This is a genomic window from Streptococcus raffinosi, assembly GCF_030284685.1.
Taxonomy (GTDB): Bacteria; Bacillota; Bacilli; order Lactobacillales; family Streptococcaceae; genus Streptococcus; species Streptococcus raffinosi.
On sequence record NZ_JASUZV010000013.1, the window covers coordinates 50,323 to 75,774 of the forward strand.

Genomic DNA, 25,452 nt, shown 5'->3' on the forward strand with positions numbered 1-25,452 from the left:
ATTTTTAGTGTTTTACCAAGTGTTTTCTCCAATTTTAACAGTTATTTGTCGTAATAGAGGAGTTAAGGTCGGTGTATTTAGCACGTTAGAGCTGATAAGATACAAATGTTATGGGATGAGTAGTATATGAGAGAGTTGATCCTTAGCATCATCTTTAGTAGTTTCCTTTGTTTTTATTAAATAAAGAAATGCTAATAAAGAGAACTATAAATAAACTTTAGATGTAAACTATATGAGATTTTCTGTAGGATAGGTATTTATTGAATCTATTAAGACCTTTTAAAACAGAGTTTAAGAGGTGTATATTACTAATCTTTTTATAATCATTTGTTTAATTAATAGAAGGTTAGCTTTTTCTTTTAGGGCTATTTTTTTTATAGTTGCTTTGGAAGTGTTTGGACACTATGAAGGTATCCGATAAACGTTTGGTGCAAAGTAGCTCTTTTATTGGCACTTTAGCCAACAAATCTTTGGTTTACTGAGCATTGCTTAAAGAATTTACCATTTGTCTAGGCTTAAAAGCTTAATCTGATAATAGATTTTCATCAATTTTAGGACATGAATTTTTTATTTATTTAAAATGCTTAAAAATTAAAGAATCGCTTGAAACGAAAGCTTTTGAGTGTTAAGATAGATAGCATAATGAAGGTTTATAAGATGAGTTCAGTATGACCTTCATTTGATCAACAGCAGCATCTAGGACTCATGTTAGTTAATCGGAGCTAACAAAAACATAGTGAGGGAGTTATGATTAAGAAAAAAGATAATAGTCTATTTCGTAAACTAATGATTGGATTGGTCTCGACTTTAGGGATTCTTGTTCTATTCATGGGTACCGGTGTCGCATCGGCTGATGCAAAAGGGACGTCTCAGGTTAATTCGGACACCAATCAGACTAAGACGAAACTGCTTAGTGATGAGGCAGAAAGCAAACATGAAGCTTCTACTCAAGATAACAAGGGTCAGGATTCTCCTAGCCAACCAGATCAAGATAAGGAAGCTGATAAGCCATCTAGTGAGGAAGCACCTGACTATATTGTTATCACAGAAGCAGTGGATTCATCAGAGCAAAAGCAGGATGAAAATCAAGTCGTTGAAGGAGCAACTCAATCTAGCGACTCAAATTTATTGGATGAAATTTTGGCGCAGACTAGTGAAGTCGGTGAATATAAGATTTATGTGAAGAATGATGATGAGCTATTAATCTCAGGACCTGTTCCTTCAAGAACGGAAAATGATGATGTGAATTATCCTACTTTGGAGAGCTCATTAGATTCAGCTAGTATTTACTTAGGTCAAAAGAATCGTTCTAAAGAAGCAAACGAAGAAGATGCTCAGTCAGGCCTTGGTCTGGTTGAGGAGTGACAGTTTTAATTAATGACGACAAAAAGTCTTGGACAACTTGTCCAAGACTTTTGTTTTATGACTGAGTTGTTAAATGAGTGTATAGAAAAAAGGAACCGCAAGATTCCTTTTTATTTTTTAGAATGGCAATTTACCTGCAAAGGCACCCATTGATTTTTTAGTCGCTTCGTCAATTTGTCCAAGAGCATCGTTGAGTGCTTGAACAGTCATATCTTGAAGTGTTTCCACATCATCAGGATCCACAACAGCATCAGCAAAAGTGATGTTAACCACTTTTTTGTCACCAGTTAATTCAGCAACGACCAAGTCTTGGGCTGATTTTCCAGTGAAAGTTGTAGCAGCCAACTCAGCCTGGTTTTTTCCATTTGTTTCTGAAGCTTTTGTGCTTGCTTCATCATGTTTTGCATGTTCATCATAATATTTTCTAGATTCCTTTCATATCAAGGGTTTAGCCCTTGTTTGTTACTTTTTGATGCCTTATTTTGCCTTATTCTTAAAAATTATCAAAGGCAGAAGCGATCTCTTTTTGTTGAGTTGGGAATAAATGTGAGTATACATTTATTGTTGTGTTAATAGAGCTGTGTCCAAGACGTTTCATAAGTGTGAAGAAAATATAGTCTTTCCCCTCTCCATTTCTAAGACCTTGTGAAACGAGAAAGGCTACATGAGAATGTCTAAAATCATGATTACGAATCAGTTTTAAATTTTTAGGCATGCGTTTTTTCAGTTTCGTCCTGAAATTAGAAATATCTGGACTGGTTAGGACCTCTGGTGAGTTTTGGAAAATTTGTAAAGAGTCAGTGTTGTCTGTAAAAGCCTTGAGTAGTTCAAATTGCTTTGATTTCCAAATTTTTAGCTCTTCTACAAAAGCATTGTGAATGTATATGCGTCTGTTAGATTGAGTAGTCTTAACAGTTCCAATATGGACCTCACTATTTCGGTAGTATGCTGAAAATTTTACATCAACGTATTTTTCATCAAGGTTGATCTGCTCCCAAGTAAGTGCTAGTGCCTCACCAATTCGAACACCAGTATACATCAATAACCGATATAAAAGCTGGTATTGATATTCTGACTCCTCAAAAAGTGAATCAAATCGTTTAAATTGTTCAGGTGTATAGTAGGCCATTTCTTTGTGTTGATGTGGCAAACGACGCAGACCATCACAAGGATTGTTCGTTCTAATGCCATTGGTTACAGCAATATCAAACAGTTTATGAACAAAGATCATTTGTTGATTAATGTGTGAATTGGTTAGTGTGCCACCTTTTACGCTAGGTTGTTTTCTTAACCAGTCACGATATTGCTTGATATCTTGAAGCGAGACCTCTCTCAAATTAGCATTTTTAAAATACTTAGAGACGTACATCCGATAATAAGATTCTTGACTGTCGATAGTCCCTCTTTTATTACCTCGGAGCTCATCTTCTTCTTTGACAAGAGAGTAGAGGTAAGATACAGAGACTTTGTCTTTGTGTCCCACTTGATGAAGTTTATTGATACGGTAATCAGCTTCATAACGTTCAGCTTCTTTACGTGATTTGAAATTTGTTTTTCTGTGACGCTTTTGACCGCCTGTTATAGCGTCATAACCATCACTAAGATCCACCTTCCATTTTTTATTTTTTTGTCTAGTTACTGCCATGTGTAATCTCCTTACTCATTAACAGTATCTTCCAGTACGGGATTAATTATATCATGTTTAGCGGATAACTCAACACCTAGAATGTCTTCAATGGTTTTTAAAGGGACACGTCCCACCTTTTTATTTCCATACCACTCAAAGCCATCTTGTAGGAGCTTTTGTTTGGCTTTTCTGATCAACTTGTTAGCCTGTGCATCGGTGTATCCTGTAAGGATCATTAGTTCAATTTTATCTACAATTTGAATCATTTACTTATCCTCTTTTCTATCTTTCTGATGTCGTCGAGAGTCTAAATACTTAGCAAAAAAATAGGTTTTGTTCATTAACAGTCCCAAAAGATGAGGGTTATCTGTTCGTGCATACCTCACGAGTGTATTAAACTCTGTAAAGTTGTGTTCTTCTATAATATCAATAACTAAGGATAAAAAATTATCTGTATTACTGTTGACTAAAAATTTATCAAGCTCAAAACCACAATCTGATTCGATATCATTGATGTTATAGGGTGTCTTCTCTGGATTTTCAGCATGAGTAAAATAGTCAAACATGCCTTTGGGTGACAATATGGGTTCAACATGGGATGGACCATTTAATTTTTCTTTGATTAGTGCTGATACTTGAGAATAGCTCTTTAAGGACTCAAAGTACAGGGCGCCATGCTTGTGTGCTTTTTTGAACTCACCAGTTTCCTTATTGATATCTTTATCATGCCATGGACTGAGTACAAAAGGTATATGTAACTCTTCAAGGATTTCTAGGTAATTATGGGGTGTACTTTCTTTATAAATCAGGAAAGCCCATTTGTTTGACCGTTTTTCTTTTGGCAATAGAATTATCCTTCCTATGATTATTGATTATTGGTGTAATGGGGGTCGTAGTAGCCCCATTACACAGTAAAAATGTTATATGAAAAGGCAGTACACTTGGCTTTCACTACGTGAGCCAGGCACTGCCCTAGTATTAACGTTTAGTTCCTTTGAACCAGAGCTTATTTTCCACCCTTAGAGGTGTGGAAAAATAGTAGTTGGGGTTATAATTGGAGATTTCTTCTTTGATATGTTCTTCCATATCTTTCAAAAGTTTTTGAGCTTGTTGAGTTCTAGGCATCTTTAAGAAAATAGAAACCTCTTCTTGACGGATATCGACAGTGCATTTCCTAACGGATTGGTTAAATTCACTCAAAACAGGATTGAATCGTGTAATAGTTTGGTTTTCGATTGTTACGATAGGTTCAGAGTTTTCGACTTGTTTAAGAAATTGACGCATTCGGATGGTTTGATAGACTGACTTGAAGTAATTCCAAAGGGAATCTTTAGCAATCCGATAAAGTAGTTGACCGATTACCAAAATTGAGGAGATAGCTAGGATAGAGATTGAAAAAACTAAGATGACTTGTTTGATATTAGCTAGACTATCACTGATTAGGATAAAAGAGTTATTATATTGAGATAGGCCACTCAGTTCGATAGCTTGATAAAATAAGCCTAAACAGAACTGTGCTAAGAAACAAATCAAACCTATGATGGTGAGATTTATGATAAGGTTGTAAGTTTTTTGGAAGAATGATTTTTTCATATTTATAAGATACCTTTCTTAGTGTAATAGGTTGGGCAGAGCAAAGGTAGGACTTGATAAGGGTGTTCGTTATCGATGATTTGAATCAACCCAGTTCCTTTTCCTATTGGGATGACTATACCCTCAGGGTCAAGATCTGGAAATAGGAATTGCGTAGTTTTCTTATTGATATTTCCAATTTGAATGAGTACATTTAACTGTTCACGAACCGATACAGGGATGGTATTATGGTCAAAACGCTGACTTACTAGCAGTAAGTGAACTTTTGTCGCTCTACCTAAAAGGGCAATTTGGGACATGAGAGAAAAGAAGGAATCTTTGATTGTCTTATTAACACCCTCTGACAAAGCTAAAACTTCATCAATAACGATAGTTAGATGGTCAAAGTGGTGATCTGGATTGTCATATAGAATTTCTTGCCTTTGTTGGATAAGGTTAAGGCTATCGCTAAGATTTTCATTGATTTCAGACACAAAATCTGATTTAGAGCGGTTTCGTTTAGGATGGATAACGGCAATGCCATTTTCTCTTGCCCATCGTGATGGGGTATCAAACTTTGGGTCTATTATAATAAGGTCAGAGATCTGTTTGAGGTGGCTAAGAAGGTAGGTCAGGGTGTATGACTTTCCTGAGCCACTATTTCCGGCAATGGCTAGAGAAGTGACGTTATTATAATCTAGGACAAGATTTTTCATGATTGGAATAATGTCTTCCTCGTGACTCTTAGCGAAGCTGTCTAAATCAGAGATGATAAGTCGTTCGGAGACCCCTAATTTCCATGGAAAGAAGAGACCACGTTGAACATGAATATCATTAGTGTCAAGAGCCATAAAATAAGCAGAGTTTTGCTTTAGCAAAGTATATCGTGGGTACAATGATGCGTTAGCAATTAAGAAAATTTTTTGGTAGAGGTCGTCATCGATGATGTAACCAGCTGGTAAACGTGGTAGAAAAAGGAAGCCATCATCCATAATCTTGCAGTCAAAACTATTAGTATAGCTTGTTTCACCTTGCATGAGAGAACCGAGACCCATATTAAGGCTTTGAAGGAGGTACTGTTCCAATTCTCGTTTGGTCATCATTTAATCTCCTTGAGCCCATCAGCCTTAAAATAAACATTGTAACCAACCTCACAAGCTTGAAGGTTATCAAATGTAACCATGGCCATATAAGGTGGAAGAGTTATCTCAAAGTTAAATTTCACAGTAAATGGAGGAAGCCCTTTTTGTGAAAACCAAGCTTTATAAGCGATTATCTCCCCAGTAGGCTGGTTGTCCTCAAAACGAATCTGTGGTTCTAATTCAGTGCTTAAGCAGTAAATAGCTTGCTTGTTGTCGATATATTCAGTTGCAGTATTGGCTGAGTAGCCACTTTTGCGATTACGTGTTTTCATGTGTAATACCTCGTTTTTAAATTTCGTCTTAGCTAAGAACAAGTTTATTTTACGCTATTTCAATAAAGCAGACTGTCAGATTTTTTGACAGTCTGAAGATAATTATTGTGTTACGATGCAAACCAATTCCGTAAGCCATTCAGTCAATCGTTCCGTAATCTGAAAAGAAGTCTCTTCAGTAAGAAATGCTGGAAAGAATTGAGCTAATGAGTTTAAAAATATCTCTTGATGAGCATTTACAAAATCTGATATATTTTGTTGGTTTATTTTTTCATCAAGTTTTTTATAGATAGCTTCTCTAAAGAAAGTTTGTTTAAAGCATGATGCAGTCAAAATAGTCGAAATAATAGTTTCAATGAGTTGGAGTTCAAATTCAGAGCTTGGGAAAAATAACTCTCTAGGTGTCTTGTAATTAAGTGTTGATTGAAAAGCTAGTGAGCTTTCAAAGGTTAGATTTCTTCTACCTTTGATGATTTGACCGACAGACGACTCTGCAATAAAAACAAGTTTGTTATCTGAGTTGTAGTAAGCAATTTGATTATTATAGATTCCTAATTCGTTCATTTTTGTCTTGAGAGATTTGCCCAAAAGTTGGCTGTAAAGTTTTTTTATTTCTTTTGAATAAGTCATTTATTCCTTCTTTCTCGTCTGAGACGGAAAGAAACATGGAAAGTTTGACCGATGAAGGCATGAAAAAAGTGCACACCAAAGAAAACGGTGAAACTTTTACATAAACAAAAACATAATGCTTGTCTATGTGTTTATAGTTTCAATCCGTCTACTTAGTGCGCACTATTAGACATGTTTGTTTGATCTGTTGAATACAGATCTCTAAGATTCTATCTTATTCGAACCTAGTTTATAACCCAGTGACATAGTTCTATTTTTGTAGAATAATTATTTGTATTTTTGGGTTAATCCGTAGGCTTAGAAAATTATGTCAGAATCTCATGTAAATAGTTTACAGCATCTCAAAGCCTCATTTTTAAAACTAAATCAGTTTGAGAAAAGGTAAAGTTTTATTTTTTATCGGCACATATGAAAGAAATAAGTAAAAGCGTAAGTAAGTATTGAAGTAGTTCTTTGGTTGGTTGAATCTTTTTATTGTGTTATGATGCAAACCAATTCTGTAAGCCATTCAGTCAATCGTTCAGCAATTTGAAAGGAAGTCTTTTCCTTCGGAGACGCTGGGAAGAACTGAGCTAATGAGTTTAAAAGTATCTTTTGATGAGCATTTACAAAATCTGATATATTCTGTTGTTCTAAATTTTCATCAAGTTTTTTACATATAGCTTCTCTAAGTAAAGTTTGTTTAAAGCATGATTCAGTCAAAATAGTAGAAATAATAGTTTCAATGAGTTGGAGTTCAAAATCAGAGCTTGGGAAAAAAACTTCTCGCGGTGTCTTGTAATTCAGTGTTGATTGAAAAGTTTCATAGCTCTTTTTAGTGAGATTTCTTCTTCCTTTTAGAATTTCTCCAACGGCACTTTCTGAAATGAAGTCGAAATCATCTTCTGAGTTGTCGGAAGCGATTTGATTGTTATAGATTCCCATCTCGTTCATTCTTGTCTTTAGAGATTTGCCCAAAAGTTGGCTGTAAAGTCTTTTAATTTCTTTTGAATAAGTCATTTGTTTCCTCTTTCTCGTCCGAGACGGAAAGAAACATGGAAAGTTTGACCGAAAAAGGTATGAAAAAGCGCACACCAAAGGAAACGGTGAAACTTTTACATAAACAAAGAGCATGATGCTTGTTTATAGTTTCAATCCGTCTACTTAGTGCGCACTATTTAGACATGTTTGTTTGATCTGTTGAATACAAATCTATAGGATTCTATCTTTTTCGAACCTAGTTTGTAACCCAGTGACCCTTTATTATCGAAAGCTTTTCTACATGTAATTTGAGCATGTTTTTCCTTAAGCTTTCATGTATAATTAAAACAAAAGAAGGCTTTGCTGTAAGCCTGGGATTGGGGGAAATTTTATGAAAAACAGATATTATCGACAGGAATTTGAAGATATAATTAGTGAGTCTAAGTCTTTATCAATTGGTTTTGGCTTATTGCAACATGTTTATTTTAGAGAAGAGTTAAGTAAAGGGGATTATTTATTCTTAGGAAAAAAATTTGAAGTTTGGGATGAGAATATTTTGGAATGTCTTATAGATGAAGTAGATAGCACCTATAAAAGAAATTTCACTATTGATGATATTACTTCTCTTTGGAATAGTGGAGATTCATCTATTGATTTTGAAAAGGCTACTATTAGAAAGAAAATTAGTGTATTTGAGGAGGATTCATACAGTATTGAGCAAGCTTTTTTCTCTGAACGGGATAAAGGTGAGATTCTAGACGTAATTAATAAGACGTGGTTTGGTGAAGATTATAAAATAGTCCCTAAAGTTTTAACGGAGATAAATAAAGGGTTAACTTCGGAATACTCTGGTAGAAACCAGAACGTTAGTCTAGTGAATTTAGATAAAAAATTATGGCTACCTTCTTTGAAAGGAATAGCTGAACTGGACCTTGAATTAGATATTTCAAGTGTGATTGAATGTGAGAAGGATTATTATATTTTTGACTCAATAGATGACAAAAGAAAAGTCCTTCAAAATCTTGAAGAACAGCTAAAGCGGAAGTACAATTTGTTAATTGATAATTTTAGTTCAAGATATTATATGATGCGAAACAGTAATTTAAGAGCTCCATTGACAAATATTCCTTTTGAATTTCTTTCAAAATGCGAGGGAATGACTGTTGATTTTCAAGCAAATCTTGTAAAAATAGGTGAGAAAAATTATGAGTTTGATACCCCTGAGGTAAAAATGGAAGTTAAGTCAGGGAATGAAAAAGCTAAGTTTAAACAAGGAAACTATGTTAAAGTCTATAATTCCGTATTTGTAAGTGAATTTATCAAGTTTTTGAGAGAAGATTTAAGGAAAAATCGAACATATAGAACCATACATTATTTTGACTTTCCAACGAGAAAAGAAATCTATGATAACTTGCTAAGTTTGAAAAATGATAAAGTACAGTTAATTACTGAAGTCAGAGGGTATAATAATAAGATTATTTTAGCAATTCTAGAGAGAATAATGGGCAGTTGTTGTATATCGTTAAGTAAAATGGATAGATTGAGACAGATTTACATAACATTTTTTGGAGTTCACTATGAATGTACTTTTAACAAATATTATAAAACTTCTGATAAATTTCCAAGCTATATTATGGAGAATTTTATTTTTCTAAGTGGTCAGTATTTTGTCTATACTTTAAAGAATATTTTATTTGAAACACCTGAATGTTATATGGATAAAATGATATATCTTAATAATCAAAGAAAACACCAAGAGCAACTCGATTTATTTAATGTAAACTACAATTATATTCTGGATTTTATTCGATTCTATAATGAAATTTTTATTCCTTATTTAAGAGAAATAGAAGTCGGTGAGCATAAACGAGTTAGTGAATCGCTACAATTTTTAGTTGAACTTTTTCATGGTGAGTTTGGAGGAAAAATAACTAATTACAAAGAATCACGTCTAATGGCTAAAATAATTAAGATAGAAGATAGTTTTAATAAAATAAAAGAACGACTTGATGAGGAATTTGATTATGTCGAAGTTAATAATGGAGATGAAAGTTTACTCATTAAGTATTTGGAGAATATCGCTGATAAATTAGTTAAAGATTCGTCTAGGCATTTTAAATCATTCATACTTGCTAATCTATATGAAGATTGGGATATACATTGTAAAAAAGGCTCTTTTTATGATAAGTTTGATATTGAGTTCCTCAAGTTTAAAGCAGAAATGGAAAATCAAATAAGTAATTTTGTGGAGGAAAAGCAGTTTTCCGATTTAGATAAGTTGTTACTAAATGAATACTTATAATAATAGGTATTATAGTCCAGAGAATTGACTGTTATTTTGAAAGTCATTCCTGAAGATTAATGAGGAGAGTGGTAATGCAAGGTTTTTGTATGGTGAAATTGCTTATCTTGATGAATAAGCTGTTTTTGAGTTCTTCTAAAAAATCAGCTGTCTTAGAATATCAGTCACTGTGTTTGGTGCGGAAAATTAAAAATTGATCTAAAAATATGATTTTAGGTCTTTGCGAGCTCAGACAGTATATACACACTATCGAAAAAATAATCATCAGCAAAAGTTAGATCGACACTTTTGAGCTGATGATTATTTTATATTTTGGTGAGTGTTTCCCAATCCCTTATAAAATAAAAATTTTATCAAACAAAATATTTTACTATTTACTACACTCAAAACAACATAATAATACAAATGAAATTTTATCTTAACAATTTAAGGTATACTATAACCATCAACAGAGATGTTGAAATAATTCAAAGGAGGAAGCTATCATGCTTAAATTTTCTACAAAGAAAACCAAAAAGGCAGGCTGTGTGAGTGTAGGTGCACTAGTTTCAGTTTCAATTGGTCACTACATTAAAGAAGTTAAGAGTACGGTATAGCTTACTTTTTGAGTATCGGAGAAGTACAGAGAAATGTTTGTAGTGATGGAAATTTTTTAAAATCATCATTGTTGAAGTATTATGCTTAATTATTTCTTGTTACAAAAATTTCTATGTACAATCAATCGTTTAGGTAGGCAATTGTAAAATTAGCCTACTTTTTATTTAAAGTTGCTATGAAAGAAAATAGAAAACTCCAGATATTAGTACAGTGTTTATTTCAAGTAATGATTTCGAATATTTGCTTGATATTATATGTCTTATTTTGTTCAGTTTTTTTAAAAACTCAGAGCATACTGTTATCATTAAGTGCCCCTACAATGGTCGCTTTGGTAGTGCAGCCAATATGTTTAGAAAAAATTTTGTTTAAAAGTAAAGTCAATTATTCCCAACATATTATTGTTGTTATATCGGCCTTAATAATTATTTTGTTTTGTTCCCTTGTTAACATACCTGAAAAAACTATATTGATTTTACATTTTATTTTGATAGGCTTTTCTGAAGAAATATTATATAGAATGATTATCTTAGATAGGATGAAGTCTTCTTATAATATCTTAGAATCGATAGTGATTACTGCGCTTATCTTTGCCTTTTTAGGTCATATATCGGAACCTATTTTAGATAATCTAATGGTAAGATTTCCTTTGGGAATATTTTTAGCATTTATAAGAATAAAGTTTAATAATATTGGAATTCCAACGATTATTCATACTTTATATAATGTTTTAGTAACTTTTTAGAAGAGGTTTTTTATGAAAATTAAATTGGGTTCAATATTTTTATTTTGCTTGCTTATTTTGACATTCATCAATTATAATTTTATTTCAACTTATAATTTGTTTACGTTTTATATATTGTTGATGCTTCTTCCTTCAATTTTGTATTCAAATTGTTGTGTGATTCTCTTAAGACACTTCCATAAAGGGACAACAAGATATTACTTTATATCAACCATTGTACATTTTTTATTGAATTGGATGATAATTCACCGATTGTTGACAAAGGAAGTGTTTAATAGCCTTGTCGAAAATACAATGAAAATTAATCCTAATGTAGGTAACAATATTTCATTAGACTTGAGTATATCGTCATTTTTTGTTATTAGTCTATTTGTATTTTTGTTAATGCTTATTGAAAATTATTTTATAAGAAAAGTTGAGGAGAAATATGTTTCTAAATGATAATATTTCAGTAATGAAAACAGATGAAATGTACCTACTATTCAATTTTAGCAACGGGATAGTTGCTGGGGTAGATAGTCAAGCAATTGAATTTCTAAAACGAGTAAAAAATCATCAGTTAAATTGTAACGATTTAACTGATGAAGAAAAAGAATTTTTTACCTATCTTGTAGAAAATGATTTCATTTCTGATGTAGAATTTAAGAATGAGCAAACCCCAATAACTGCCTATCTACATTTAACTAATAAATGTAATTTGCATTGTGTAGGTTGTTATTCTTTCGATGAGCGAAGAAATAGATGTGAAGATCTATCAACAGAAGAGATATTAAATGCAATTGACCAACTTTCTGATGTTGGAATTCAAAATCTAGTATTCTCTGGAGGAGAACCTTTATTAAGAAAAAACATTCTTCAAATAGTGGAATATGCTAAAATAGTTGCTAAAATTCCAAATGTAATATTAATAACTAATGGAACTATTTTTAATAAAAAAATACTTTCAGAACTATCAAAATTTGTGGATACTGTTTCTGTTTCATTAGATACATACTGTTCGGATAGTGAACCCTATCTCAGAGATAAAGGAATATTTGACAAGATTATGCGGTCAATTTCTTGGTTAAAAGAATCGGGAAATAATGTCAATATTATTCCAACAATTCATCACTTGAATTCAAGTAATCTCCTTGAGTATGTAAAACTTGCAAAGGAAATAGGAACAACGATTAGTTTCAGTATTCTCAGTGCGTGTTTTGAAGGCGAGTTAATGTCTTATCTTCCCGATAACACTGATTTAATCAATATTAGTAAGTTTATGATTGAATCTGATGCACCAATCAATGATAGTGCCCTAGAGGATAAAACTTTAGTAGCTAGGAATTACTGTGGAGCTGGGACCTCAATGATTGCCATAGGCACTCAAGGTAATGTCTATCCGTGCCACATGTTGATGTATGATGAGTACTGTATAGGAAATATAAAGTACGATTCAATAAACAAGATGCGAGAGAAATCTGCTAATGCAAGGTTATTCAAATCCTTGAATGTAGATAAAATAGAGGGTTGTTCACAATGTCAATTCCGATATCTATGTGGAGGAGGCTGTAGAGCTCGTTCAAAATTGAAATTTGACGTAGTAGATAAAGTAGATCCATATTGTCGATTATTTAAAGCATACTATAATAAAGTTGCGACGGAAATTATTTCTGATTAGGGAGAATGTCTATGAAAAGGGTCTTAAGGGAAGAACGAAATAAAATAGTAGTATTTATTATCTCTACGTTTATATTGGGATTAGTTGAAGTATCGTTTGCTACAATAATTCAAAAATTCATTGATTCCCTAGAGTCATCAGATATTACAAAGTTTAAATTAGCAATTTTTTCCTTTACAGTTTTTCTTGTAGTAAACTATATCTTGAATCTTTTTGTAATATGGATTCAATCAGTGCTTACTAAGAATATTCATCTGTATTTAAAATCAAATTTAGCTAAATATTTTTTATCGCTTGGTTATTGTGATTTTTCTGAAACAACTACGGGTGAAAAGATGAATTGCTTTGATTATAAAATATCGCTAATTGAACAGTATTTTTTAGATAGCATTTTTTCAATGATACAATCAACTTTGATGTTGATTATTGCGAGTGTTTATTTATATCAAATTAGCCCGTTGATTTGCATAATTGTATTTGCTTTAGGGATTGTATCTATGCTGGTTCCCTTGCTGCTTGGTAAGAAATTAAATGATTTAGTTTCTGAAAATGTAGTTCTAAGCGGAGAGTACCTACATTTTATAAAAGAGATGTTTCAAGGAATACTGGTGGTCAAGACCTTTCAGAAGGAGCGGACATTTTTTGAGAAATTTGAAGAGAAGTTATTTAAATTTGAACAGAATGCTCAATTGTTAAATGTAAAAAATGGTGAATATAATCAAATCAGTGGTTTTTTTCAGTATGTAATCATTATTTCTTGTTTATGCTTTGGTGGATTTTTAGTGTTGAATCAAGGCTTGACATTAGGAAAGATGATTGCGGTTACACAAATTTCAAATTTGATAGTTGGTCCAATTCAACAGATTGGTTCTTCAGTTATTGATATTTTGGCTAGTAAGGATATAACGAAAGAAATGTCAGATATTTTTTTAAAACAATCAATCGTTTTAGATAAAAAAGTATATCAAAAAGATTTTGATAATATAAGGATTTCTACTTGTAGTGTCACAAAAGATAATAAAAAGCTCTTAGGTGGTGTTAATCTATCTCTTGAATATGGTAAAAAATATTGTATTATTGGTCCAAATGGTAGCGGAAAAACTACATTTGGACGATTAATGTTAAATTTGTTAAATGATGTTGAAGAACGAGTATTTATAGATAGAGAAGCTAGTAATTTAGAAGATGTTGCCAAATTGATTTCATATGTACCGCAAAATAGTATTGCTTTTAAAGGTACTCTGAAAGATAATATTACATTGTTTGAACGCTACGATGATAAAATTATTGATGAGGTAATTAGAGACGTTAATTTACACAATAAAAGTAAAGAGATTCAAATGATTTCGGAAAACGGTGACAATATTTCTGGTGGAGAATTGAGAAAAGTCAATATAGCTAGAGCATTTTTAGAGGATAGACCAATAATACTAGTTGATGAATTTGAGTCAGCTCTGGATGAAGAATCATCAAAACTAATAGCTGATAAATTTTTGAGTTCAGAAAAAACGGTGATAATGATTTCTCACAATTTAGAGCAGTCATTTTTACAAAGGTTTGATTCCATAATTTTTATGGAAAATGGGGAAGTTACTGCAATGGGAAAATACGAAGTATTATTAAAAAATTGTGATAACTTCTATAAATATTTAATTCAAACTGCCCCTAGTGGAGGTAATATTCATGAATACAATACTACGAGCGTGTAATTTAAGTAAATCGTTTGGTTTACAAGAGGTGTTAACTAATATCAATTTTGACATTCAATCAGGAGATATAGTTGGCTTGATTGGAAAAAATGGCTGTGGAAAGACTACTCTAATGAAGATGATATTGGGTTTTACATCACAAACCAAGGGTTATATCCAATTTGAAGGTGATCCGAATTATCATACTAAAAGGAAGACATTAAATAAAATCGGTTTCCTCCTAGATTGTAGGCTGTTTGAAGATTTCTCTGCATATGATAATTTGAAATTATTCTCTATGTACTCTTCAACAGTTAATGGAGAAAATTTAGATGACCGAATTGAGAGGTTGTTAAAGTTTGTTGGTTTAGATAATAGTAAAAAACTAGTAAAATCTTATTCTTTTGGTATGAAACAGAGATTGGGTTTGGCACTGGCATTACTAGATGATCCTGAATTTTTGATTTTAGACGAACCATTTGTCGGTTTGGATCCCACCGGAGTTAGAGTTCTTCTAGATTATATTGTAAAGTTACGTCGGGAAAAGGGTGTTACGATACTAATCTCATCACATCAGTTACATGAAATTGAAGAAATTTGTGACTATTTCTTATTTATAAATGAAAAGAGTATTGAAAAACATTCTAAACTAGGGGAAAATCAAATAGTTATTACTTTGGGACATGTAGTACCAGAGTTGGAACAGGACTTAAGAGATATGATTGATATGAAAGAAGGTCAGATAACTTTACCAAAGGATATGTCGTTGCTGAATTCAACATTAAAGCTTATTTACAAGTATAATAGTGAATTAAAAGATATCACAATAAATGATTCTACAGAAGAGTTATTTAGGGGGTGAAAAAATGCAATCGATAATATTAGCAGAACTATATAAATTACTGAAACGGAAAAATTTTATCATATTAGCAGTGTTATCTTTGTGGTCGTTAATTTACGGATTAGGCGCTTTTTTACATTGGGATTTTGTAAAAATTGGTGCTAAGTTGGATTTAGTTACCTTTATTACAACGATGTGGACGTTTTTATTGATATTAACTATTCCACTATTATTAATTTTGTACACTGCTTCCTTTATTTTAGGAGGAGAAATCCAAGGAGGGCAAATTTTACTAGAAGTAAACCGAGTATCTAGTAAGAAAACGTTGATTATTTCTAAGTATATAGTTGTCATCTTATCAATCTTATTTTTGTATGTACTGAACTGCTTATCATCACTCATCACTTATATTTGTTTTTTATCTCGAAGTGAGTTTGGTTACGTACATTTTTGGGAACTGCATTCTACAAATATGCAATCAATAATAATTAGTTTGGTAAATTTAAGTTTCATTATTTTATTGGCTAGTGTAGCCTTTTACTTATCGTTATATGTTTCGGCAATAGTAGCAGCATTTGCAAGTTTAGGTGTTTATTTTTTATGTCAACTTTTGTCATATATTGCTATTATTTCTAAATTTGTTCCGGGATACTTTTTTATTGTATCGAATTATCGTTTTTCATTGGAATTATCTATAGTTCACTTGTTAGGTTATTTCTTGATTTGTCTGTTATTATTGATTGCTACTACGAAAGGATTTGAAAAGAAAGCATTATGAGTGATATAATATTTCAAAAAGGAATTCATGAAAGCACATGTATAAAATAGCAATTTGTGATGATGATAGTCTACAAGTTAGTCATTTAGAAACTCAAATTTCAAAGTATTTTGATGAGATTAATGTTCACTATGAGATTGATGGCTATTATAAAGGAAATCGTCTAGTAAAGGCGATGAGCACTCAGGCAGATAACTATCAATTGATATTTTTAGATATTGAAATGGAGGATATTAATGGTATTGAAACTGCAAAATTATTGAGAAATTTAGATAAGAGTTTCGTCTTAATCTATGTTACAAGTTATGAGCAATATGCTTTAGAGAGTTTTGAAGTATCTCCGTTTCGTTATCTTATAAAACCTGTATCTACTGAAAAATTGAGAGACGTTCTTAGTGATGTTCTCGTAGAATTAACTGCTAAACAGAAATTCTTATTTTATCAAGTAGGTATGGAACATTTTCAAGTAATCTTAGATAATATTGTGTGCTTATATTCTGAATTTGGTCGAAAAATCCACCTTGAGTTGGTTAATGATAATAGCGTGTTGTTTTATGGAAAAATATCAACACTTGAAGAAGAGTTACCTCAAACACATTTTATTAGAGTCAATAGCGGTGCAATAATTAATCTAGACTATGTTGTATCTTTTAATAGAAATGAAGTAACGATGATAAATGGTGACTGTATTACTATTAGTAGAAGTCGAAAGAAAACAGTAGTAGCAACTTACAATCAGTTTATTGAGAGGAGTTTTGGATTATGATTGATTTGTTTAAAACAATTGGAATCCTCTCTCTTTTTTTATTTCAAAGCTTTGTTATTTGGATTTATTTACTACATTTTTTTGTTGTCAGAATACCTAAAATGAGATTTTATTGTTTTATTTTTTGTATTTATTTTGTTGGTAGAACATCAATAACAGTGGATCATACCACGTTTATTGATTTAAAAATTTTTTCTTTATTTTGTACTTTCTTGATTCTTTTCTTCTTTTTATCTGGGGAGGTAATGAAAAAAGTATTTCATTTCTTATTTCTGACTTTTTGGTTCTTGATTCAAGAGGATATTGCAGGTTTATTATTTAATCATACGCCAGAAACTAAAGTATTTGTTATTCTTTTCGTTCAATTTTTATTGATGCTGTTGACTCTTTTCTTCATATTGGGATTGAAGCGTTTCAAAGTAGATAATTTAATAGGTCTGAATAAAATGGAATATGGCATTCTTTCAGTTACTCCATTTTTTTCTATTATTCTGCTGTTACATAAGGTAGCGCTACCTCTAGTAAAGGTTCTTGCATTTGATAGTTATTTGTGGTTAATAAATATTGTTATAATCGTGCTTTACAATTACTTAAGTGAAAAAAACTACAATATTATCAAAAACAAAGTAGCTTTTGATGAAAATAGTATGACTAGTGAAATTATAAAGCAAGAAAAGGAGCTAGCCGTTCTTAGACATGATTTGAAAAATATTGTTTCTTCAATAGATTTTTATGCAGATAATAGTGATTATGAAAATATTAAAGTAATAACTCGAAAGATACTGGGACAGGAAGTATTTAATCGTAAGATTACAGGTTGTATACCTATTGATGCTGTGTTAAATCAAAAAATATCTAAGATGAAAAAAGATGGTATTCTACATAATTTAGATTTACAGGTTCCATATAATTTAGACTTAAGTACTATTGCGATTGATTCATGTGCCATTCTTGGGAATCTTCTTGATAATGCTATAGAAGAAATTGAACGTAATAGCTTAGAAGAACCGATTGAAATAGCTCTGCGTTTTAAAAATAATAAATTAGTTTTCAAAGTTGCTAATCCCATCAGAACTTCTAATGTAGATGTTAATTATGATGGAATGAAGTCTATTAAATCTCCTAACAGACAAGGTATAGGAATAAAAAGTAGTTATGATAGAGTCATGAAATTAAAGGGGCACCTAAACATTACTGTTCAGTCAAATCAATTTATTGTACTAGTTGTGATTCCGTTAAGGATGAAATGAGTTTTTATCAAATCTATATTTAAACTCTGCTAATAGGCAGAGTTCTTTATTTAAGATCTATCGTACTATCAATTCTCAACAGAAAGTAAATATCTTGCTTTGGGGCTAGGAAGTTAGTAGTTATGTGGTAAACTGAGTCATAGGAATAAATCTCTTTCTAGTAATATTTCGCAACTCTACTATAACGGATTTATTTCTTTTTGTGTTTACCCAACTTATTTTACACTACCAATAAATAGACCTTTGCAGTGAATATTAGGAGAAATATTAATCAAAAATGCCTCACTGATTAAGTGAAGCATTTTTGATTACATAGAAGATACTGTATTGTCTATTTTTGGACTTATTGAAATGATTTCAGGTTATTTTAGTTTAGTTTTTGGAATCAAGAAAGGCTTTAAATCAATATTTCTGACGTTAACAAGACTTAAAAAATCATGAAACAAATCTTGCATGTTCATCATAATATTTTCTAGATTCCTTTCATATCAAGGGTTTAGCCCCTGTTTCTTAAATTTTACTGCCCACTTTTTTTTAAAAATCGTCAAAAGCGTTAGCAACTTCCTTCTGTTGAGATGGAAATAAATGTGAATAAACATTAATTGTTGTGTTGATAGAACTATGTCCAAGTCGTTTCATCAGTGTAAAGAAGATAAAGTCTTTTCCCTCACCTTTTCTTAATCCCTGGCTTATCAAGAATGCTGCATGTGAATGTCGAAAATCATGATTTCGAATTAACTTTAAATGCTCAGGTAAACGTTTTTTCAATGATTTTCTAAAATTATTTACGTTTGGTGCAGTCATTGGTTCACCGGAAAATTGAAAAATCTGTAGGTCATCAGTTGAATTAGTGAGTTTGGACAATATGAAAACTTACCCTTTTCCAGCAAGAATATCTGATACTTTATACAATCCTGGGGAATATGTCCGACCAAATAGTTTTTTCGTCAAGGTATTAAACGTATAATGGTCATCTAAAATCAAGACTTCGTCATACGTTTTTAAGAGTGCAATAAAGTCATCGTCTGTTAAATTGGAATTATCTCTAGTATCGATATTTTTATTGCTGAGGTAATAACTTGTTGCGCTGTCGCTGTATGATGCCATTAAATCTAAAAATTTTTGGTCAACCGACACAAAATTTTCTCTGGCATCAACATTGACATCCCACAGATAATAACGACTAGCATATTGGGCAAAATAATTATCTACATTCTTCTTATCTGCTGTTACAACCAAAATTCTATCCGTTGACGAATTACTCTGACTTCCAGTAAACTGACGAATTTCTTTTGCGACCTCGTTTGTTTCCTGATTGTTATTGTAAACAATGCCATTATTTTCTGACAAGAACATTCCAATGGCATAAACTGTCAAAACAAGGCTCGCGTATTGGTACAAGCGTTTATTAAATAAGCTCTTGTAAGACCTAGCATTACGTTTACTAATGATTTTTTCATACAGGCCCTTGTCCATTACCCATGCTAAAGCCATGGTCAAACAACCAAAAGCAAAGATAACGATGCTCGAAGCATAGCGCTCAAATCCTGCTAATTCTAACGCTTCATCAGTCGGCATTGCTGTCAGATACATGAGTAAAATGCCAATATAGTAAGTCACAATCGAAATATCAACAAATCCCCAAGTCAACAAGACAAATTTCTTATATTTCAAACGAATGCCAATCACAATAAAGGCAATCAGCATAATCAGATTGATTATCAAAATTCCATTGCTTGCCAAACTGTCAAACGTAAACACCGATTTGACAAAAAGAGTGATAATTTTTTGTGGGACGCCTGACAGATTTCCAGTCAATACCTGACCAAGTTCTGACATGGACACCGCATGCTTGGCACTTGAGGCATTTGGGAAATTATCCGTCACATGCTTTTGCCAAATAACAAAAGGAAGACAGCTGACTAGCAAGGTCATTATGAGCAGCACTAGTGCTTTTAAACGTGCTCTTTTACGAACAAGTAAACGCACAATACAAACCACATAAACTACTAAAACGAGAGCGACAAAGAAAAATCCACTTACTTTGACGATACTTAATAATCCAAGAATTACCGCCGTATTTAGCGACAAAAACCAGAAACGATTACGATAGACAAAACAACCTGCTATGGCTGCCAAGGCCAAGGCCGGAAGAAGAAAATCAACCAGCAAATTATTTAATCGAATAGCAACGTTGAACGTATTAAAAACAGCAAACGAAGCAAAAATCATGCTAACCATTAAGACACGTCGATCATCACGAAGTGCCGCAAACATGGCATAAAGACTGGAAGCAATCAAGAAGAATTGCCCGACCAACATACTACCTTCTGAAAAGCCTACGATAGTCGTGAAAAAATAAATGAAAAGTGAACTTCCAACAGGATAGGTATAATAACTAATAATCGTATCCTGCTGTGTTGGCAAAGCATTATTGATATGGAAAAATTTTACAATCGTTGCCCAATGCGTAAAATTATCATAATGTAAAAGCGGCGAATGCCAGAGCGTTATTCCAAACAAAAGCAAATAAGCCATCATTCCAAGCGCAATATAATCAAGTCTCCTAAAGCGATATTTCTTTTTCCATACCGCCCAAAGATAATAAAGACTCAAAAGACAGCCCAAAATAGAAATGGCATACACGGTCTGCAACATAAAGCCTAACAAACTACCAAGGTACAATACCAATGTAATGACTGAGAATGTAAACACCCATGTCAGACGGCGATTCATCTTCACAGTATTACGGAAAAAGGCATTGTACCCCATGGTAATCACAAAGAACAACAGTAATCTAGCAATACTAATCATACTCTCCCTCTCCATTCATTTGCTAAGGCTTTAAAAGCAGGTAAGCTATCCAAATCCGCTAAATTGGTAACTCGATAAAGCGATTCGTCTCTATCAGTATCATAGGACACAAAAGTCAACTGAATTGGCAAATCTTTGTAGGTAAATGCGACATTCGGTTCTTTTTTAGGATTTGTCAATTCTCCAGAAAATGTCATGTAATAATAATCTGTCTTTCTAAGCTGGCATTTTTTTCCAGCAACCTGAACCTCTTCATTGACACGAACTTTCGGAAAAGCTACTTGGTCATAGGCTGAAACAGGACGTTCATTATTTTGGAAACGTTGACTAAAGTTCTCAAATAAATCATCCCATGTTGTCATCCAAGGGTCTTTTTTCTTCGGAAGATTGTGATTAATGCGGTCATAAATGTACTGATAAAATTCGCGCTTATCAGCTTCAGGAACTTCTGAAAATTGAACGCCGTAGCGCCAACCATTATCAATCGCAAAAACACGAACAACATGACCTTTTACCCTCGCATGGTAATTACGTGATTGCAAATTAAGCGTCAGTTCTTTTTCTTTCGGCAAATACAATGGTAAATCCGTATAGAATGAAATCCCCGTTTCTGAAATATCACAGACTCTCACTTGGTAAGAATCATCATCAACCTCAATAACCATAGCTTCATCAACAGTAAAACGCTCACTTGAGCGATAAATCGGACGACCAAGCGCACAGAAAATCGCAAAGGTCAAATTGATGATATGATAAATCAACCAAAAACTGATAATACTTCCATAAAAAAGCTCTGAACCAAATTTTCCATAGTTAAAAGTCACCAAACCATAAACGGCTAATCCCCATAAAACAAGATAAGGAAGCGCATAAAGGTACAACGTCCACGACGTATAATTTCCCTTACGTGTCACCTTAAATTTTTTATTGCTAATGCCAAAGGACTCCAACATCATGGGAATAAACAAATACGGAGCAAAAATCGTTTCCACAATTTCTCCCCAAACCTGTGTTTGGTATTTTTTTGAGACTTCTCGCATTGACAAGCGTGTCAATGCGAAACTTGGCAACCAGAATAGGAACAGTAGCCAGATATTTGACACCACCACACGCACATGGAAAACCGTAAATAAAATCGGTGCCAAGATATACAATAACCGTCTAAAGAAAGACCACCAATAAAGATAGCCATTAATATAAACAATTCTTTGCCCCATTGTCAATTTGGGATTAAAGAAGATATTCATATTGTAGCTACTGCGAATAACGCCACGTCCCCAGCGCACGCGCTGTTTGATGACACTCTTCAAATCTGTTGGCGTTAACCCGCTAGCCATTGGACTTTTCGTCGAATAATTTACATAACCAGCCGCATTTATCCGAACACCTAGCTCGAAATCCTCCGTAATGGTATCTGTCGGAAAACCACCAACATCTTCAATCGCCTTGCGGAAAATAAGCGTATTAGACCCCGTATAAAGCGCTGCACCGTGCGAATTATTGAAAACATTAATTTCTTTGGAAAAGAAATCTTGTTCGTTTGGTAAGGTTGATTCTGAAAACAAGTTAAATTGGAAAATATCAGCATTGTAAAAACTTTGTGGCGTTTGAATCAAACCAACTTTTGACTTATCATAATCGTCACCATTTTCATAAGCCTCAACTTGTTCAACAAAATAAGGCACAGTTTCCAACAGGAATTCACGATAAGGAATCATATCCGCATCAAATGTCGCCACCAAAGGTGATGACGTCTGACGTAAAGCATTATTGTAGTTTCCTGATTTGGCATCTTTATTATCCGCCAAACCAAAATAACCAACACCAAGCTCATCAGCCAATTTGGCAACTTCTAGACGATTGGTATCATCACAGACGTAGATATGCACCTTAGACTTATCAGGATATTCCATAAAAGTGCAGGCATTAATCGTCTTATAAAGCAACTCTGGATCCTCATTATGCGTTGCAATCAAAACATCCACATCTGGGTAACGCTCCTTAGCAATCTCAGGCTCTTCAAGCTCAAAGTCCTTTTGCTTATTCCAAATGAGAATGTAGCCTGTAATGGCCGAAACTACCTCACTTCCCCACAATAAAATCCCAAAGATCAGCGCAAACCATGAATCATGCCACGGAATAGTCGCCACCAAACGCCAAGTTAAATAAAAGGCAGTCGTTACAAATGCAACGAAATAGAGTATCCTCTTACTAGTCTTCATTCTCACCTCCACTAAAAATCAAATGTTTTTGCACAAAATAACTGACAATGAAAAGTGTACCGTCAACTAAAATCTTCACCAATGAAATTGGCAGCGTCGTCAAGGCATTTCCTAGAACTGTTACCAATAAACTTGACAAAACAATCTGTACTACCACCAAAGTGAAGTATTTTATCGCACTATTTGATTGACCTTGTTTAAAGACCACCTTATGATTCAAGGTGAAATTAACAACAGATGATATCACACGCGCTAAAATCGAAGCTAACGTCACCGCACTAAAACTCAATCCATTAAACAAAGAAATTAAAATCGTAAAAGCAACAATATCAACCAAGAAGGAAAACAATGATGAAAAAATGTACTTGAAGAAAACCTTGTAAATTCTAATCGAGTCACGAATCGCATCAAAATGCGACGACTGATTTTCATCCAAATAAATCGTTGCAATGCCAACTTCACAAATCAGAATATTGTCCTCTTTTGCCTCAAGTAACATATTCATCTCAAAATCATACCGTTCACCCTCCACGGTTAAGAGTTTTGGCAACCATGACATAGGAATCACACGAAGTCCCGTTTGCGTATCAGAAACGTTCACACCTGTCATAGCCCCCAAGACGTCTCTTGTCAATAAATTTCCAAATTTACTACGTAAAGGAACAGATTTTTCAAATGTTCTAACACCCAGCACCAAACTATCAGGATGTTGCAAAAATTCAGCCAAACATTTCATCATGTCTTCGTAGGTGTGTTGACCATCAGAATCAATCGTCACAATTCCTTTGGCATTAGGAAAATTGTCCAAAATATATGAAATAGCCGTTTTTAAAGCACGACCTTTTCCTTTATTATCAGCATGTCTTTGCAAATGACAAGCATAGTTACTCTGCGCTATTGCAAATAACGGTGCAAAATCAGCTCCACTACCGTCATCGACTAAAATAATATCAAACATTTGATTTTCCTTATCCCGAATATTTTTCAAAAGTTCCAACAAACGGTCATCAGGTTCGTAGGCAGGAATGACAATAACAACATCTTGAAACATCATCGACGTTCTCCTTTTTGACTTTTATTTTCGTACATTTTCTTATCAGCTATTGCAAAAAAATCAACGAAGTTTTTATGTGATTGATAAGAGTTCGTATAAGCACCTAAAGATGCTGTAATCCCCATATCTTTGAGAGTCATTTCTGCTTGAACAAGTTTTATTAAAAATTCAGCTTGATTTTCAGAAACTCCAGGGAGTAAAACCGCAAATTCATCTCCACCTAACCTTGCTATTACAGCACTTTCAGGCATTATCTTCGTTAAAATATCACCAAATTCAATTAGAATCTTATCTCCCGTAGCATGTCCAAAGGTATCATTTGCTTTCTTGAATTTATCCAAATCAGATATAATAACCGTAATTTGTTCTTCTTTACGTGTCAGACATTCCTCAAAAGCAAGCTCAATATATCGTCGATTATGAACCCGTGTTAAAACATCTTCGTATGCCATCCTCTGTATTTCAAGTTCATGAAGTCTCTGCTCTGTAACATCAAGAACAAAACAAGAAACACCAATCACTTTTTGGCGATTGTTATAAATGGGAGAATACATATTTTGCCAGTAAAGCGTTTTGTCGCCTGTCTTAATAGTATCCATAAATATAAATGTTTCACCCTTTTTCGCACGATCAACATTTGCTTTTAAACGCGCAGCATCTTCACTATTAAGATAATTCATTGGAAAGTCACCAATTTTGGGAGTGAAATAAAAGATTTCTTCCATGAGCCGAATATCATTCTTATTAACCGCAATAAAACGATAATCTAAGTCTACAGCATAGACGTTAATAAGTTTCGAACTCTGTAAGATAAAGTGGGATAGCATATGCTGTCCTCGATTAAGGTAAGATGCTAGGGTCCAAAGAACTAGTATTCCTATATAGATTGCTAAAACGATGGGATTATCACGGTCAATCAAAACATCATCATACACTAAGCGCATTAATAACATTAACGCAGTAAAAATACTTAAGTACGTTAACAATCTTTGATACTTGATTAAAAAATCACTTACTTTTCCTAATACCATTACAGCCTCACCATTCTAAGTAGTTTTAATACCTTCAGCATCCAAACTGTCTGTAACAAAACGTCCTGTAATAGTATTAATGGTTTCTTGATGTTTTTTCAACTCAAGAATTAACGGCGCCATCTTAATTGCCTCTGGTCTT

General features: G+C 33.0%; 21 protein-coding genes and 2 pseudogenes. 9 read left to right on the forward strand and 14 right to left on the reverse strand.

Translation table 11 applies throughout. The annotated features are described in order from the left end of the window. Positions 1 to 747: 747 nt before the first annotated feature. Positions 748 to 1,365 (forward strand): signal peptide protein, encoded by a 618-nt coding sequence (locus tag QRD39_RS08745; RefSeq protein WP_285956251.1) that lies wholly within the window; start codon positions 748 to 750, stop codon positions 1,363 to 1,365. A gap of 117 nt (positions 1,366 to 1,482) precedes the next feature. Here the strand turns inward: QRD39_RS08745 and QRD39_RS08750 are convergent. The 9 genes and pseudogenes from QRD39_RS08750 to QRD39_RS08790 all read right to left on the reverse strand — a co-directional run bounded on the left by QRD39_RS08750 (position 1,483) and on the right by QRD39_RS08790 (position 7,607). Next, positions 1,483 to 1,781 (reverse strand): annotated as a pseudogene (locus QRD39_RS08750) (YbaB/EbfC family nucleoid-associated protein). A gap of 77 nt (positions 1,782 to 1,858) precedes the next feature. Further along, positions 1,859 to 3,010, reverse strand: coding sequence for a site-specific integrase (locus QRD39_RS08755; RefSeq protein ID WP_285956252.1), 1,152 nt, complete (start codon positions 3,008 to 3,010; stop codon positions 1,859 to 1,861). Between the two features lie 11 nt (positions 3,011 to 3,021). Then, a complete protein-coding gene (locus QRD39_RS08760) occupies positions 3,022 to 3,258 on the reverse strand; it encodes a DUF3173 family protein (RefSeq protein ID WP_285956253.1) in 237 nt (78 codons plus the stop codon). After that, the gene (locus tag QRD39_RS08765) at positions 3,259 to 3,837 is read right to left on the reverse strand and encodes a replication protein (RefSeq protein ID WP_285956254.1); all 579 of its coding nucleotides are present in this window, start codon (positions 3,835 to 3,837) and stop codon (positions 3,259 to 3,261) included. Positions 3,838 to 3,970: 133 nt separating this feature from the next. After that, a complete protein-coding gene (locus tag QRD39_RS08770; protein WP_285956255.1) occupies positions 3,971 to 4,585 on the reverse strand; it encodes a hypothetical protein in 615 nt (204 codons plus the stop codon). A gap of 2 nt (positions 4,586 to 4,587) precedes the next feature. After that, complete coding sequence (locus QRD39_RS08775; protein WP_285956267.1) at positions 4,588 to 5,664, reverse strand: AAA family ATPase; 1,077 nt, start codon at positions 5,662 to 5,664, stop codon at positions 4,588 to 4,590. Then, positions 5,664 to 5,978 carry a hypothetical protein gene (locus tag QRD39_RS08780; protein ID WP_285956256.1) on the reverse strand — a complete coding sequence of 105 codons (315 nt, stop codon included), beginning with the start codon at positions 5,976 to 5,978 and terminating at the stop codon, positions 5,664 to 5,666. The genes QRD39_RS08775 and QRD39_RS08780 overlap by 1 nt, the downstream gene beginning before the upstream one ends. Positions 5,979 to 6,080: 102 nt before the next feature. Beyond that, positions 6,081 to 6,608, reverse strand: a complete 528-nt coding sequence (locus QRD39_RS08785; RefSeq protein ID WP_285956257.1) for a hypothetical protein — start codon at positions 6,606 to 6,608, stop codon at positions 6,081 to 6,083. A 471-nt stretch (positions 6,609 to 7,079) separates the two neighbouring features. Further along, complete coding sequence (locus QRD39_RS08790) at positions 7,080 to 7,607, reverse strand: hypothetical protein (RefSeq protein ID WP_285956258.1); 528 nt, start codon at positions 7,605 to 7,607, stop codon at positions 7,080 to 7,082. A 352-nt stretch (positions 7,608 to 7,959) separates the two neighbouring features. On the opposite strand from QRD39_RS08790, the gene QRD39_RS08795 reads away from it, so the two are divergent. The 8 genes from QRD39_RS08795 to QRD39_RS08825 all read left to right on the forward strand — a co-directional run bounded on the left by QRD39_RS08795 (position 7,960) and on the right by QRD39_RS08825 (position 18,189). Then, the gene (locus QRD39_RS08795; RefSeq protein WP_285956259.1) at positions 7,960 to 9,870 is read left to right on the forward strand and encodes a hypothetical protein; all 1,911 of its coding nucleotides are present in this window, start codon (positions 7,960 to 7,962) and stop codon (positions 9,868 to 9,870) included. A 916-nt stretch (positions 9,871 to 10,786) separates the two neighbouring features. Next, on the forward strand, positions 10,787 to 11,209 hold the full coding sequence (locus QRD39_RS10145; protein WP_197092263.1) for a CPBP family intramembrane glutamic endopeptidase: 423 nt from the start codon (positions 10,787 to 10,789) through the stop codon (positions 11,207 to 11,209). Positions 11,210 to 11,636: 427 nt separating this feature from the next. Further along, complete coding sequence (locus QRD39_RS08800; RefSeq protein ID WP_143567788.1) at positions 11,637 to 12,866, forward strand: radical SAM/SPASM domain-containing protein; 1,230 nt, start codon at positions 11,637 to 11,639, stop codon at positions 12,864 to 12,866. Positions 12,867 to 12,877: 11 nt separating this feature from the next. Then, a complete protein-coding gene (locus QRD39_RS08805) occupies positions 12,878 to 14,575 on the forward strand; it encodes an ABC transporter transmembrane domain-containing protein (protein WP_285956260.1) in 1,698 nt (565 codons plus the stop codon). After that, positions 14,550 to 15,416 (forward strand): ABC transporter ATP-binding protein, encoded by an 867-nt coding sequence (locus QRD39_RS08810; RefSeq protein ID WP_285956261.1) that lies wholly within the window; start codon positions 14,550 to 14,552, stop codon positions 15,414 to 15,416. The genes QRD39_RS08805 and QRD39_RS08810 overlap by 26 nt, the downstream gene beginning before the upstream one ends. 4 nt (positions 15,417 to 15,420) lie before the next feature. Beyond that, complete coding sequence (locus QRD39_RS08815) at positions 15,421 to 16,173, forward strand: hypothetical protein (RefSeq protein WP_156247179.1); 753 nt, start codon at positions 15,421 to 15,423, stop codon at positions 16,171 to 16,173. Positions 16,174 to 16,210: 37 nt separating this feature from the next. Next, positions 16,211 to 16,939, forward strand: coding sequence for a LytR/AlgR family response regulator transcription factor (locus QRD39_RS08820; protein WP_073689059.1), 729 nt, complete (start codon positions 16,211 to 16,213; stop codon positions 16,937 to 16,939). Continuing rightward, entirely contained in the window at positions 16,936 to 18,189 is a 1,254-nt protein-coding gene (locus QRD39_RS08825; protein WP_285956262.1) for a GHKL domain-containing protein, read from the forward strand. Before QRD39_RS08820 ends, QRD39_RS08825 begins: the two co-directional genes overlap by 4 nt. A 534-nt stretch (positions 18,190 to 18,723) precedes the next feature. On the opposite strand, the pseudogene QRD39_RS08830 reads toward QRD39_RS08825, so the two are convergent. From QRD39_RS08830 to QRD39_RS08850, 5 genes and pseudogenes are all read right to left on the reverse strand, one after another. Then, positions 18,724 to 19,026, reverse strand: a pseudogene (locus tag QRD39_RS08830) (tyrosine-type recombinase/integrase); the annotation flags it as partial. Positions 19,027 to 19,062: 36 nt separating this feature from the next. Next, positions 19,063 to 21,003: a hypothetical protein gene (locus tag QRD39_RS08835; RefSeq protein WP_285956263.1), complete on the reverse strand. Its 1,941-nt coding sequence runs from the start codon at positions 21,001 to 21,003 to the stop codon at positions 19,063 to 19,065. Further along, complete coding sequence (locus QRD39_RS08840) at positions 21,000 to 23,225, reverse strand: glycosyltransferase family 2 protein (RefSeq protein ID WP_285956264.1); 2,226 nt, start codon at positions 23,223 to 23,225, stop codon at positions 21,000 to 21,002. Before QRD39_RS08840 ends, QRD39_RS08835 begins: the two co-directional genes overlap by 4 nt. Next, positions 23,215 to 24,279, reverse strand: a complete 1,065-nt coding sequence (locus QRD39_RS08845) for a bifunctional glycosyltransferase family 2/GtrA family protein (RefSeq protein ID WP_285956265.1) — start codon at positions 24,277 to 24,279, stop codon at positions 23,215 to 23,217. Before QRD39_RS08845 ends, QRD39_RS08840 begins: the two co-directional genes overlap by 11 nt. Beyond that, a complete protein-coding gene (locus QRD39_RS08850) occupies positions 24,276 to 25,310 on the reverse strand; it encodes a sensor domain-containing diguanylate cyclase (protein ID WP_037609034.1) in 1,035 nt (344 codons plus the stop codon). Before QRD39_RS08850 ends, QRD39_RS08845 begins: the two co-directional genes overlap by 4 nt. Positions 25,311 to 25,452: the final 142 nt, after the last annotated feature.